Source organism: Prescottella sp. GW823-FHT02E09 (genome assembly GCF_058797375.1).
Map to the genome: position 1 here is coordinate 1 of NZ_JBXAJP010000011.1, position 13,289 is coordinate 13,289.

The 13,289-nt window shown below is 70.0% G+C and carries 12 protein-coding genes; 8 read left to right on the plus strand and 4 right to left on the minus strand.

Going from position 1 to position 13,289, the window contains the following annotated elements; genetic code table 11:
* Nucleotides 1-104: PHP domain-containing protein (locus AC1RIF_RS22985; RefSeq protein ID WP_492603857.1), on the minus strand; the 104-nt coding region annotated here is incomplete at its 3' end.
* A gap of 155 nt (nucleotides 105-259) precedes the next feature.
* Here AC1RIF_RS22985 and AC1RIF_RS22990 point away from each other — a divergent pair.
* Nucleotides 260-1,210 (plus strand): LysR family transcriptional regulator, encoded by a 951-nt coding sequence (locus tag AC1RIF_RS22990; RefSeq protein ID WP_492603691.1) that lies wholly within the window; start codon nucleotides 260-262, stop codon nucleotides 1,208-1,210.
* A gap of 50 nt (nucleotides 1,211-1,260) precedes the next feature.
* Here the strand turns inward: AC1RIF_RS22990 and AC1RIF_RS22995 are convergent, their stop codons facing one another.
* Together AC1RIF_RS22995 and AC1RIF_RS23000 are read right to left on the minus strand one after the other, a co-directional pair.
* Nucleotides 1,261-1,800, minus strand: a complete 540-nt coding sequence (locus AC1RIF_RS22995; protein WP_492603692.1) for a maleylpyruvate isomerase family mycothiol-dependent enzyme — start codon at nucleotides 1,798-1,800, stop codon at nucleotides 1,261-1,263.
* On the minus strand, nucleotides 1,797-3,332 hold the full coding sequence (locus tag AC1RIF_RS23000) for a bifunctional 3'-5' exonuclease/DNA polymerase (protein ID WP_492603693.1): 1,536 nt from the start codon (nucleotides 3,330-3,332) through the stop codon (nucleotides 1,797-1,799). The genes AC1RIF_RS22995 and AC1RIF_RS23000 overlap by 4 nt, the downstream gene beginning before the upstream one ends.
* Nucleotides 3,333-3,456: 124 nt before the next feature.
* On the opposite strand from AC1RIF_RS23000, the gene AC1RIF_RS23005 reads away from it, so the two are divergent.
* The 6 genes from AC1RIF_RS23005 to AC1RIF_RS23030 all read left to right on the plus strand — a co-directional run bounded on the left by AC1RIF_RS23005 (nucleotide 3,457) and on the right by AC1RIF_RS23030 (nucleotide 9,618).
* The gene (locus AC1RIF_RS23005) at nucleotides 3,457-4,413 is read left to right on the plus strand and encodes an STM4015 family protein (protein WP_492603694.1); all 957 of its coding nucleotides are present in this window, start codon (nucleotides 3,457-3,459) and stop codon (nucleotides 4,411-4,413) included.
* On the plus strand, nucleotides 4,410-5,504 hold the full coding sequence (locus AC1RIF_RS23010) for an STM4014 family protein (RefSeq protein WP_492603695.1): 1,095 nt from the start codon (nucleotides 4,410-4,412) through the stop codon (nucleotides 5,502-5,504). The genes AC1RIF_RS23005 and AC1RIF_RS23010 overlap by 4 nt, the downstream gene beginning before the upstream one ends.
* Nucleotides 5,488-6,312 carry an STM4013/SEN3800 family hydrolase gene (locus AC1RIF_RS23015; protein WP_492603696.1) on the plus strand — a complete coding sequence of 275 codons (825 nt, stop codon included), beginning with the start codon at nucleotides 5,488-5,490 and terminating at the stop codon, nucleotides 6,310-6,312. The genes AC1RIF_RS23010 and AC1RIF_RS23015 overlap by 17 nt, the downstream gene beginning before the upstream one ends.
* The gene (locus AC1RIF_RS23020) at nucleotides 6,309-7,673 is read left to right on the plus strand and encodes an STM4012 family radical SAM protein (RefSeq protein ID WP_492603697.1); all 1,365 of its coding nucleotides are present in this window, start codon (nucleotides 6,309-6,311) and stop codon (nucleotides 7,671-7,673) included. The genes AC1RIF_RS23015 and AC1RIF_RS23020 overlap by 4 nt, the downstream gene beginning before the upstream one ends.
* Nucleotides 7,674-7,675: 2 nt before the next feature.
* On the plus strand, nucleotides 7,676-8,542 hold the full coding sequence (locus tag AC1RIF_RS23025) for an STM4011 family radical SAM protein (protein ID WP_492603698.1): 867 nt from the start codon (nucleotides 7,676-7,678) through the stop codon (nucleotides 8,540-8,542).
* A gap of 122 nt (nucleotides 8,543-8,664) precedes the next feature.
* Nucleotides 8,665-9,618, plus strand: a complete 954-nt coding sequence (locus tag AC1RIF_RS23030) for a DUF808 domain-containing protein (RefSeq protein WP_492603699.1) — start codon at nucleotides 8,665-8,667, stop codon at nucleotides 9,616-9,618.
* Nucleotides 9,619-9,628: 10 nt separating this feature from the next.
* On the opposite strand, the gene AC1RIF_RS23035 is transcribed toward AC1RIF_RS23030, so the two are convergent.
* The gene (locus tag AC1RIF_RS23035; RefSeq protein WP_492603700.1) at nucleotides 9,629-11,611 is read right to left on the minus strand and encodes an acyl-CoA dehydrogenase family protein; all 1,983 of its coding nucleotides are present in this window, start codon (nucleotides 11,609-11,611) and stop codon (nucleotides 9,629-9,631) included.
* Nucleotides 11,612-11,809: 198 nt separating this feature from the next.
* On the opposite strand from AC1RIF_RS23035, the gene AC1RIF_RS23040 reads away from it, so the two are divergent.
* A complete protein-coding gene (locus AC1RIF_RS23040) occupies nucleotides 11,810-13,240 on the plus strand; it encodes a DUF1254 domain-containing protein (RefSeq protein WP_492603701.1) in 1,431 nt (476 codons plus the stop codon).
* The last annotated feature ends 49 nt before the right edge of the window (nucleotides 13,241-13,289 follow it).

The following is a 13,289-nucleotide window of genomic DNA, read 5'->3' on the forward strand; positions in this document are numbered from 1 at the left end:
CGCTCCGCCTCCTGGAACAGCGGGCCGACCTTTGCCGCACCGTCGAGCATCGAGTACTCGGTGTGATTGTGCAGGTGCACGAAGGACGAACGACTCACAACCATCAACCCATCCATTCAGACCGCATTCCGCCAACTGGTTGTCAGGCACGGGCCCGCGCCAGGTAATCCGGAAGGGATATGACCAGCTAGAGTGCATCCCTGTCGAACAAGCGACACGCTGCAGCGGACAACCATCGGATGTGGAAGCAGGTGGGTGGATGGATCTCGATCTGTCTGCGGTGCGCGCGATGGTCACGGTCAGTGACGAAGGCCAATTCGGTCTGGCCGCGTCGCTACTCGGGATCAGCCAGCAGGCGGTGTCCAAGCGAATCGCGAAGCTCGAGGGGCAACTGGGCTCTCCGCTGTTCGAGCGCCGGATCGGCAATGTTGCGTTGACCGCCCACGGGGCCCGCTTCCTGCCGCACGCACGCTTGGTCCTCGCGACGGCCGATGCCGCCATCGCCGCGGTGCGCGATTCGCAAGTACTCCGCGTCGGGGTGCACGGCACCCAGATCGCCGATGCGAATTTGATGCGGTTCTACCTCGAGAAGCACCCGGACGCCGAGGTCGAACTCATCATGATGGGCCCGTCGACGACGTCGCGGGACGCCGTGATCGACGGTCGGGTGGACGTCGCCTTCGCCCGCGAACACTGGGGCACCCGCCCATTGCCGGCACATGTCATCGCGGTACCCGCCTATCTCGACGCCCTGCATCTGCTCGTCGGTAGCAGCCATCCACTCGCGGGCCGCGACCATGTCCACCTCGACGACCTCAACGGCCTGACCGCGTGGGTGCCCGGCGCCGGATTCGACTCAGAAGTGGGCGACTTCTACCGTCGGCTCAGCGACAGCTTCGGCATCGCAATCAATACCGAGCGGCACCCCGGCGGCATCGGGTTCACGAACATCGTCGACCGCATCGCGGACTCCACGACGTTGGTCACCTTCGGCGGTGAAGGAACCACGACGCCGTGGCACCCGAACATCCGCCGCATTCCCATCGTCAACCCCACACCCGCCTACCCCATGGCACTACTGTGGCAGGAGGAGGTCGCGGCCCATCCACAGCTCAACGATCTGGTCGACTTCGTCACCGGCAACTACAACAGCAAACCAGTCGGCAACGTATGGGTACCAAAGCCAGATCGTGCATTGTTCACACGATGAACTCCACGCACCTCGCAGGTGCGTCCGCCGGTCAGCGAATTCCAACGAAATTATTGCACTGCAAGCAGAGTCGACAATCCGGGGCCCTCGAGTTCGTCCGCGACATCGCGGCGGCCGGCGATCGACATGAGCAGGACCTCGCCTGGCCCGCGGATTTCGGGTCCGCGTCCCGCGGCCCAGTCGAGATCCGTGGCGACCAACCGCAGGCCCCGGATCCGTCGGCGCGCGCCGATCGGGGGCGCGATGAGCGCGAAGTCCAGAGCGGGCACGAGCCGCTCGGCGGGGATGTCGCGAGGAATGCCGAGTGGCCGACGAATGTCCTGCTGGTGAATCATCCCGTCGACGAGCGCGATTCGGCTCCCGAACGCGGTGGTGAGCCCTCGGGGTTGCAGACTGCGTTCGAGTAGCTCGACGAGCTGTTGCGGCCCGTACTCGTCGAGATCCGACAGCCCGATCTCGTTGGCGCGAGCGAACCGCAGCCGGCCGCGAGCGAACCTGCGCACCACCCCGGCCGGGCTCAGCTCCTCGTAGCTCAGCATGTGGGCGACGACGTCCCGGACGGTCCAGCCCGCGCACAGCGACGGAATCAATCGGGCGACTCTGCGTAGCACTCCCTGACCCCCACATCCATGGGAAAGCGAACAGTGGTGTCGCCGAACAGCAGTCGCGTCGCCGCTTCCGCCGCGGCGACGACGTGCGCGGCCGCCGCGTCCGGGCGCCTGCTGTGGACCACTACCTCGTCGTGCTGGAAGAACACGAGCTCGCCGTCGCCGGGTTCGGCGGCGAGGCGGCGGCGCAGGTCGGCGAGCAGGCACAGCGCCCACTCCGACGCCGTCGCCTGCACCACGAAGTTGCGGGTGAACCGGCCGCGGGCGTGGGCGTCGCCGCCCGACCACCACGAGTCGTCCGGTGGGGGACAGGCGCGTCCGAGCCACGACCGGACCACCTCGCCGCGCTCCCCGGCCCGCGCGGCGTCCTCCACGAACTGGACCGCGACGGGAAAGCGCTTGCGCAGCAGCCCGAGCAGCGCGCGGGCGTCGCCGGCGGTGGCGCCGTACAGGACACCGAGGATCGCAACCTTCGCCTTCGCCCGATCGCCGCCGAACGCCTCCGCCGCGACGGGGGAGTACAGGTCGTCGGCGCCGGCGGCGGCCATCATCCGCGGATCGCCCGACATCGCGGCGAGGATCCGTGGCTCGAGCTGACCGGCGTCGGCGATCACGAAGGTGTGCCCGCGGTCCGCGATCACGCTGGAGCGCAACGCCTTCGGAATCTGAAGCGCGCCGCCGCCGCGACTGGCCCACCGTCCCGAGACCACACCGCCGGGCACGTAGACGGGCCGGAAGCGGTCGCCGCGGACCCACGCATCCAGCCACGTCCACCCGTTGGTGCTGTGCAGCTTGGCCAGGTCGCGGTAGCGCAGCATCGGCTCGACGGCCGGATGGTCGATCTCCCGCAGCAGGTACGCGCGGGTGGAGGACAGCTCGATGCCCTCGCGCGCGAAGGCCGCGACCACCTCCGGATGCGACGCCGGATTGACCCGGCGGCCGAACGCCGCGCTCACGTCGTCGGCGACCGCCCGCAGGCGGTCCGGCAGCATGTCGTCCGGCACCCGCGGCCCGAGCGCGTTTTCGAGCAGCACGCGGTGCGCGGCCGCCGAGAACGGCAGGCCGTCGAAGCTCATCTCCGCCGCCGTGAGCCCACCCGCGGACTCGGCGGCGACCAGCAACCGCAGCCGCGGATCGCCCTCGATCGCCTCGACCTGCCGCCGGTGCCGCTCGACGACGACGTCCGGTGCGGTCCACGGCACGGCGTCGAACAGACCCAGCCGGTCGTCGACCGGGGTCTCGGCCACGGGGACGTACCGGCCCGCACGCGTCTCGAGCAGCGCCCCGGTGAGCGTCAGATCGTGGCAACGCTGTACCCGCACGCCCGCCGCCAGGAGCGGCGGATACACCCGCGCGGTGTCCTCCCACACCCAACGCGGCCGCTCGGTGGCCTCGAGTTCGCGGACCGCGGCAGCCACGTTCTGCACACGCAGCGGCTCGCGCAGTGCCCGACCGGACTCGTCGGTCCGGATCAGCGTGGCACCGTCGCCGTCGGGTACCAGCACCGTTCTCACACCGACCAGTGTGCGGGACAGCACCGACACGATCGTGTCGGACCGGGGGGCTAACCTCAGCCGGACCAACCGCCGAAGCCGGGCATAATGCCCATCGAGCCCACCCGACAGCAGGAGTGCCACGGTGACCATCAATGACCTGCAGAACGAGTTCCACGGCCTCCCGGTTGTGGAGTTCCCCATCGATACCGACGCTGCCCCCGCGGTGCCCGGGCAGGGCCCGGTCGCCTGGCGGATCACCGTTCCCACGTACGAGGCGCCGATGGAGTGGCCGGAGGCGTTCGCGAAGTTCCGGGCCGCGGTCGATCCGTCGAGCGTGCAGGCGATCGTCGTCGGCGGCTGGTCCGACCCGTACGAGGAGAGTTCCGCCGACGTGGTGGCGGCGCTCGTCGAGGTCGCCGAGGAACTGCCCGCGCTGCGGGCCCTCTTCCTCGGGGACATGACCTTCGAGGACTGCGAGATCTCGTGGATCACGCAGTCGGACGTCACGCCGCTGCTGACCGCGTTTCCCCGTCTCGAGCACCTGGGGGTGCGCGGCGGTACCCAGCTGGCCCTGACCCCGGTCCGGCACGAGAACCTGCGCCGCCTGGTGATCGAAACCGGTGGCCTGTCCGCCGATGTGGTCCGGGCCGTGGCCGCGTCGGATCTCCCGGCCCTGACCGACCTGGAATTGTGGCTGGGCGACGAGAACTACGGAAGCGATTCGACCGTCGACGATCTCGCCCCGATCCTCTCCGGGGAGAAACTGCCGCAGCTGACGCGCCTCGCGCTTGCGAACAGTGAGTACCAGGACGAGATCGCGGCCGCCGTCGCGACCGCGCCGATCCTCCCGCAGCTGCGTGCCCTGGACCTGTCCAAGGGCGTCCTGCTGGACGCGGGCGCCGAGGCGCTGCTCGCGGGGCAGTCGCTCACCCACCTGGAGTCGCTGGACCTGCACCACAACTACCTGACGGAGGGCATGCGGACGCGTCTGCGGGCGGCGCTCGAGCCGTCCGGCGTGCAGCTGAACCTCGAGGGTGAGGATGCCGACGAGGACGAGTACAACGGAAGGATCTACCGGTCGGTCGCGGTCAGCGAATGACCCGTTCCCGCCTGGTGGTCGTGGGCAATCCGGAGAACCGCCGCGTCACGATGCTGCTGGACGCCGCAACCCGCTCCGGCATGCCCACCCCGCGGGTGGTGTCCTGGCGCGAGGTACTCACCGGCGGCGGGGCCGGGTTCGACGCCGACGAGTGGGTGCGCCTCGACTCGCCCGGCGAGGACCCCGAGGTGGACGCACTGCTGCGCGGGCCCGGGGACCCGACCCGGATCGCCGACGGCCCGCGGTGGTACGCGTCGCTGCTCGCCGCGGTCGGCACGCTGCGCGGCGGGCGCCGGCTCACCGATCCCGGCGACCTGGGCCTGCTGTTCGACAAGCGTCGGTGTCACGCCGTTCTCGCGAGTAGCGAAGTGCCGGTGCCTGTCTCGCCCACATCGGGCGGCGGCGCGCCGGTGCCGCGGAGCTGGCCCGAGGTGCGCGAGTTGGCCGCCAGCGCCGGCCTGCGGCGGTTCTTCGTCAAACCCGCGCACGGATCGTCCGCGGCCGGTGTGGTCGCCGTCGAGACGGCATCCGGTGGTCGAGTCCAGGCGCGCAGCAGCGTGGAGATCGCGGCGGACGGCGTGCACAACTCGCTGCGCGTGCGCCGACGGACCGGCGAATCGGAGGTGGGTGCGCTGATCGACGCGCTCGCCGGCGAACGCCTGCACATCGAGGCGTGGTTGCCGAAGCCGTCGGTGCAGGGGCGCGCCGCCGACCTGCGGGTCGTGGTGGTAGCCGGGCGGGCGACCCACGCGGTGCTGCGTACCAGCGCGCACCCGATGACCAACCTGCATCTCGGCGGGCAACGCGGCGACCTGGAGATCGCACGGGCCGCGTTCGACGCCGCGGGATTCGGCTGGGAAGCGGCGCTCGCCGTCGCGGAGCGGGCGGCCGCCTGCTTCCCGCGGACCCTGTGCGTCGGGGTGGATCTGCTCCCGGCCGCGGACTGGCGCGGTGCCGCGGTCGGTGAGGTGAATGCGTTCGGGGACCTGCTCCCAGGCCTGACCGGACTTCCCGGTCGCGCCGACGGACTCGACACGTACGCGGCGCAACTGGCCGCGATCGAAGGATGGGCCGATGCTGCAGCAGCCTGACATGAACACCGTCGTCGGCGCGGACGACATCCTGCTGATCACCCTCGACACCCTGCGCTACGACGTGGCCTGCGAACTCGCGGCCGCGGGCCGGATCCCGAACCTCGCGCGGCACCTGCCCGGTGGCCGGTGGGAGGAGCGTCATGCCCCCGGCAGCTTCACCTACGCCTCGCACCAGGCGATGTTCGCCGGGTTCCTGCCCACCCCGGTGGGGCAGGGTCCGCACCCGCGGCTGTTCGCGGCCGAGTTCGGTGGCAGCGAGTCGACCGCGGACGGGACCTTCGTGTTCTCGGAGTCGAATCTCGTTGCGGGCCTTGCCGCTGTCGGCTACCACACGGTGTGCGTCGGCGGCGTCGGCTTCTTCAACCGCCGGGGTTCGCTGGGTTCGGTGCTGCCCGATCTGTTCGACGAGGCGCACTGGTCACCCGAACTCGGCGTGACGTCGCCGACGTCGTTCGAGGCCCAGGTGGATCTCGCGGCGGGGGCCGTGGACCGGCTCCCCGCCGAGCGTCGTGTGTTCCTGTTCGTCAACGTCTCGGCCCTGCACCAGCCGAACTGGTTCTTCGCCGAGGGGGCCACCGCGGATGCCGGGGACACCCGGGCTACGCACGCGGCCGCGCTGGAGTACGTGGATCGGCACATCGGGCGACTGTTCGCCGCAATGTCGAGTCGGCGAAGGTGTTTCGCGATCGTGTGCTCCGACCACGGCACCACGTACGGCGAGGACGGCTACACCGGGCACCGGCTGGGCCATCCCCTGGTGTGGACCGTGCCTTACGCTCACTTCTTCCTCGAGGGACCGAGATGACCGCCGTCGACCTGCCCCTGCCGGTGACACCCGACATCGTCGCCGCGGATTACGTTGCGCCGTATCAGAACTACGTGTACGCGTACCCCCACAAGACTGCGTACCGGCCGCTGGAACCGCGTCCGGCCCTGACCGAGCTGTGGGCGGACGAACCGCAGGACGCGCTGTCGCTGTACCTGCACGTGCCGTTCTGCGAGGTACGCTGCGGCTTCTGCAATCTGTTCACCCGGGTCGGGGCGCCGGACGAGCTCACCACCCGGTACCTCGACGCCCTCGAGCGGCAGTCCGAGGCGGTGCGCGAGGCCCTGGCTCCGTCGGCCCGATTCGCCACGGCGGCGTTCGGCGGCGGAACCCCCACCTACCTGACGGCGTCGGAACTGGACCGGCTGTGCGACATCGCCGAGGGCATGGGCGCCGACCTGCGGGCGATCCCCCTGTCCGTGGAGGCGTCCCCGGCGACCGCCACCGCCGACCGGCTCGCGGTCCTGGCCGAACGCGGGATCACCCGGCTCAGCCTCGGCGTGCAGAGCTTCGACGACACCGAGGCGCGGGCGGCGGTCCGGCCGCAACGGCGAACCGATGTGGACGCTGCCCTGCAGCGCATTCGGGACGCCGCGATCGAGGTCCTCAACATCGATCTGATCTACGGGATCGACGGCCAGACACCGCAGTCCTGGGCGGCCTCCCTCGACGCCGCGCTGGCCTGGCGTCCCGAGGAGCTGTACCTGTACCCGCTGTACGTGCGTCCGCTGACGGGCCTGGCCCGGCGCGGCGCCGGACCCGATCCGGACTGGGACGCGCACCGACTCGACCTCTACCGCCGCGGACGCGACCACCTGATCGCCGCGGGTTACGTCCAGGAGTCGATGCGCATGTTCCGCCGCGCCGACGCCCCCGACGTCGGTCCGGACGACTATGCCTGCCAGACCGACGGCATGATCGGACTCGGTTGCGGCGCACGGTCGTACACCCGAGGTCTGCACTACTCCTTCGACTACGCGGTCGACGCACGGGAGGTGCGCGCCATCATCGACGACTACGTATCGGGCACCACCTCCGACTTCCGTCGTGCCGTGGTGGGCCACGCGATGACCGAGGACGAGGCCCGACGCCGGCACCTGCTGCAGTCCGTGCTGCAGGCCACCGGAATGCCGTTGGCGGACTACCGGTCCCGATTCGGAGCCGACCCCCACGAGCACTTCGGCGCCCAGCTGGACCGGTGGTCCGACCGTGGATGGCTGCTGTCCGAGGGCAACCGACTGCGGCTGACCGAGCTGGGCATGGCGTACTCCGACGCGCTGGGGCCCGAGCTGTTCTCGCCGCAGGTACGCGGCGCGATGGCCGAGTACGAGGGCCGCTGACGGTGCTGACCATCCTGTACCGGGGTCCGCTGGCATCCTGCGACTACGACTGCCCCTACTGCCCGTTCGCCAAACGCCGCGACACCCCCGAACAGTTGCGGGCGGACCGGGCGGCACTGGACCGCTTCTGCGCGTGGGCGGAAGAACAGGACCAGGAGCTGTCGATCCTGTTCACCCCGTGGGGCGAGGGCCTGGTGCGGTCCTGGTACCGGCGGGCCCTCGTGGACCTGTCCCGGCTGCCGCACGTCCGCCGGGTGGCGATTCAGACCAACCTCAGCTGCCGCACCGGCTGGCTGGCCGACGCCGACCGCGACGCGGTCGCCCTGTGGTGCACGTACCACCCCGGTCAGACACCGCACGACCGATTCCTCACCAAGACAACCGAACTGACCGCGCTCGGGGTGCGGTTCAGTGTGGGTGTCGTCGGACTGCCGGAGCACCTGGAGGCGGCCCGTCGACTGCGCGCCGAGCTACCCGACCCGGTGTACCTGTGGGTCAACGCCGCCGAGGGACACCGGTACACCGACAGCGACGCGGCCGACTGGGCGGCGATCGACCCGCTGTTCGAGTACAGCCGGCATCCGCACCGAACGCGGGGGCGGGCGTGCCGCACCGGAGACACCGTGGTGTCCGTCGACGGCGAGGGCACCGTCCGGCGCTGCCATTTCGTCCCCGAGGAACTGGGCAACCTGTACGACGGTTCCTTCCGCGAGGCACTGCGACCACGGCCCTGTCCGCTGGACGTGTGCGACTGCCACATCGGGTACGTGCACACCGAGCAGCTTCCGCTGTACGACGTCTTCGCCGGCGGCATACTGGAACGGATCCCGGCCGAGCCGGTGTGGCTGCCGCTCCCCGCGGGGAGATAGGCGGCCGCGTCTTCCCGGATCGGTCCCTTCCGCGTACGACACCGCGGATTCGGTACCGTTCTGGGTCGAGCCGCGACGCGTGTCGTTCGACCGGCTCAGCACATTCGAACTGGGAGGTTCCCGTGGCTGGTGGTCTTGTCGCCCTGTTGGACGACGTCGCAGCGATCGCGAAAGCGGCCGCCGCGTCCATCGACGACATCGGTGCGGCGGCCGGCAAGGCCAGCATCAAGGCCGCCGGAGTGGTCGTCGACGACACCGCCGTCACGCCCCGCTACGTGCACGGGTTCTCGCCGAAGCGGGAGCTGCCGATCATTCGCAAGATCGCGATCGGGTCGATCCGCAACAAGCTCCTGATCATCCTGCCGGTCGCGATGATCCTCAGCCAGTTCCTGCCGCAGGCGCTGCCCTACCTCCTGATCGCCGGTGGTCTGTTTCTCTGCTACGAGGGCGCCGAGAAGGTCTACGAGGCGCTCACCGGAGGTCATCACGAGGCCGAGGGCACGCCGGCGGCGCAGGACGGGCCCGAGCGCGAGAAGGCGATGGTCGGCGGCGCGATCCGCACCGACCTGATCCTGTCCGCCGAGATCATGGTGATCTCCCTGTCGTCGGTCGAGGACGAACCGTTCCTCACCCGGCTGATGGTCCTCATCGTCGTCGCGATCCTCATCACCATCCTGGTGTACGGCGTCGTCGCCCTGATCGTGAAGATGGACGACGTGGGCCTCGCGCTCGCCCAGCGCAAGTCGACCGTCAGCCAGCGGATCGGCCGCGGCCTCGTGGCCGCGATGCCGAAGGTGATGGCGGTGCTCACCGTCGTCGGTATCGCCGCGATGTTGTGGGTCGGCGGCCACATCCTGCTCGTCAACGTCGGCGAGGCCGGATTCCATTGGCCGGCCGACCGTCTGCACGACCTCGAACACTGGTTCGGAGAACTCGTGCACGGCGGCTTCGGCGGCTTCCTGTCGTGGACCGCGGGAACCGTGGCGTCCGCGGTCGTCGGCCTCGTCATCGGCGCGATCGTCGTCCTGATCGTGCACCTGATTCCGAAGCGTAAGAAGAAGACCGCGGCGCACTGACCGGGTTGTACTAGTCGCCCGGCACCTCGGCGGTCGCGTCGGTCGGCGCCGGATAGCGCCGGGCCAGGTTCTTCTCGGTCGAGGCGCCCGGCACCCAGGAGGCGATCCACGGGCCGGTGCCCTCGGACTGGTCCAGCACGCCGGCCTCCAGCCAGGTGTACTCGCCGCCGAGGACGCTGTGCGCGACCCGGTGGTCGGTTTCGTCGGTGTTCTCCCACAGCGCCGCGAACAGTCGGTCGACCCGCAGCCGGGACTGCCGGCAGAAGGCGTCGGCGAGGTCGGTGGCGGTAGTGCCCCGGTCGGGATCGCCGGTGCGTTCCATCTGGGCGCGCACGCACGCCGCCGACATCGCGAACAGCTCGGCGCCGATGTCGACGATCCGGCCGAGGAAGGACTGGTGCTTCTCCATGCCGGCCTGCCAGCGTGCCATCCCGTAGAACGTGGAGCGTGCGAGCTTGCGCGCGTTGCGTTCGACGAAGCGCAGATGTGTTGCCAGTGACTCGAATTCGCCGTACGCGGTGGGTAGCTGGCCCTTGCCGGAGACCAGGTGCGGTAGCCACTTGGCGTAGAAGCCGCTGGCGCCGAGAGCAGCCTTGGCCTTGCGCTGCATGTCGGCCGCGGGATCGGCCAGGTCGCCCGCCGCGGTCAGGTGCGCGTCGACGGCTTCGCGGGCGATGAGCAGTCGCATGATCTCGCTCGAGCCCTCGAAGATCCGATTGATCCGCAGGTCCCGCATCAGCTGCTCGACCGGCACCGCGCGTTCACCGCGGGCGGCCAGCGACGCGGCCGTCTCGTAGCCGCGGCCGCCGCGGATCTGGACGAGATCGTCGGCGATCCGGCAGGCCATCTCGCTGGCCCACAACTTGGCCAGCGCGGCCTCGATGCGGATGTCGTTACGTCCCTCGTCGGCCATCTGACCGGACAGTTCCAGCACCGCCTCGAGCGCGTACGTGGTGGCCGCGACGAACGAGATCTTGGCGGCGACTGCGCCGTGCTCGCCGACCGGCCTGCCCCACTGCACGCGCTCGGCGGACCACTCGCGGGCGATCTTGAGCGACCACTTGCCCGCCGCCGCGCACATCGCGGGGATCGCCAGCCGGCCGGCGTTCAGGGTGGTCAACGCGATCTTCAGGCCGTCGCCCTCGCGCCCGATCAGGTTCTCGGCCGGGACCCGGACCTGGTGCAGTCGGGTGACGCCGTTCTCGATTCCGCGCAGACCCATGAAGGCGTTGCGGCGCTCGACGGTGATGCCGGGGGAGTCCGCTTCGACGACGAACGCACTGATACCCCCGCGGTGTCGACTTCCCGGCTCGCCGGGGTGCCCCTCGCTGCGTGGCACCCGGGCCATCACCACCAGCAGTTCGGCCACCACACCGTTGGTGGTCCACAGCTTGACGCCGTCGAGCACATACGCGGCGCCGTCCTCGGTCGGCGTCGCGGTCGAGGCCATCCGGGCCGGATCCGAGCCGACGTCGGGCTCGGTGAGCAGGAACGCCGAGATCGCGCCCTTCGCGCAGCGCGGCAGGAACCGGCGCTTCTGTTCGTCGGTGCCGGCCAGTTTCAGCGGCTCCGGCACCCCGATGGACTGGTGCGCCGACAGCAGCGCGCCGAGACTCCCGTGCACCGACGTCACGATCATCAGCGCGCGGTTGTAGGCGACCTGGGACAGACCGAGTCCGCCGTACTCGGTGGGCACCTTGAGCCCGAAGCACCCGAGTGCGGTCAGCCCGGCGACGTACTCGTCGGGGATGCGCGCATCCCGCTCGATCACCGACCCGTCCATGCCTCGGCAGTACCGCTCGAGGTCGGCGAGGAACGTCTCGGTCCGCGCCGTGTCGGCGGCGCCGGGCCGGGGGAAGGGATGGACGAGGTCGAGCCGGAACCGCCCGAGGAACAGTTCCTTGGCGAAGGAGGGCTTGTCCCAGCCGCTCTCCCGGGATTCTTCGGCGAGTGCTCGCGCCTGTTCTTCCGTGACCTGGGTCGGTGTCGCCATGATCCGCCTCCTCGATGAGAGCGATCGGAGAACCTGCCACCAAGCTACTGACAAGCTTCCGGCAAAGCTACTGGCGAGTATTCCCCTCTCCGCGCGCAGGCGAAAGGGGATCACCCCGTGCGGGTGAGGCCGACGGGCCCGCCCGTGTCTACCGTCGGCGCTGCATGCCGGCGAATCGGTGCCCACGAGGAGGCCCAGGTGAAGGACTCAGACAACCCGCTCGCACAGGCCCTCGCGGGGGTCGGGATGCCCGACCGGGTCCGCACCCCGATCGGAACGTTCGAGTTCTTCGACGGGGTGCCCCTGCCCGAGACCACCAAGAGTCTGTACGACGGGCTCGACTTCCTGCGGGGCGTCGAGGTCTTCCTCAACGCGGTCCCGGGAGCCTCGCTCGTCGCGATGCGCCGGGGGTTCCGCAGCGTGGGCATCGACGGCCTGGGCACGATCGCCTACACCGATCCACGCGCCAACTCGGGCAGCTTGTTCCTGACGCCCAATACCGAGACCACCTACGCCACGATGTTCCTCGATCTGCGCGACGGCCCCGTCGTCGTCGAGCCACCCACCGAGTCGCTGTGCGTCGTGGACGACTTCTGGTTCCGCTACGTCGCGGACATGGGCATCGCCGGGCCGGACCGGGGCAAGGGCGGCAAGTATCTCTTCCTTCCGCCCGGCTACCGGGGCGAGGAACCCGAGGGCTACTTCGTCTACCGGACCCCCACCTTCACCAACTGGGCGGTCTTCCGCGCGCTCGGCGGGGTCGATTCCGTCAAGCAGACCCGCGTCTACCGACTCGCCGACGCCGCGAACCCGCCTGAGATGACTTTCGTCAACATCGCCGACGAAAAGTTCAACACCGTCCATGCGAACGACTTCTCCTTCTTCGAGGAGATCGACGAACTGGTCCAGGAGGAGCCCGCGGAGGCACTCGATCCCGAACGGGCCGGTCAGCTTGCAGCGATCGGCATCAGACACGGGAGCCCCTTCGCCCCGGACCAGCGGCTCCGCGACATCCTGGACGCCGCCGCGAAGACGGCCGCCGGAATCAGCCGGGCACTCGTGTACTTCCCGCGCGATCCGGAGAGCTTCCTGCGCCCCGGCACCTCGTGGAAGCAGGCGTTCGTCGGCGGCAGCTACGAGTTCCTGCGCGACCACGCGCGCCTGCTCGACGCGCGAACCCAGTTCCACTACTTCGCCACCGTGATCACGCCGGCGATGGCGCACGCCCAGGTGGGGGCCGGGTCCGCGTACACCTACACGGCCGAGGACGCCGACGGCGCGTTCCTGGACGGCGGCAAGACCTACCGTCTCACCCTCCCGCCGAACCCGCCCGCGAAGAACTTCTGGTCGGTCGACGTGTACGACACCCAGACGAGGTCGCTGATCCAGACCGACAACCCCTATCCGAGCGTCATGAGTCTGACCGGCACCGTCGTGCCCGAGGAGGACGGTTCGTTCGTGCTGTGGTTCGGGCCGAATCCGCCGCCCGGCCGGGAAGCGAACTGGATCCGCACGCTCCCGGACAAGAGCTGGTTCCCGATGCTCCGGCTGTACGGCCCGCTGGAGCCGTGGTTCGACGGGGAGTGGGCCCCAAGCGAGATCGTGGAGGCCGAGCCGGGACGGCGCTGAGCCGGAGCCCGGCGCGCGACTTCCCACCCGGCACCTCCATTCGGCGGGG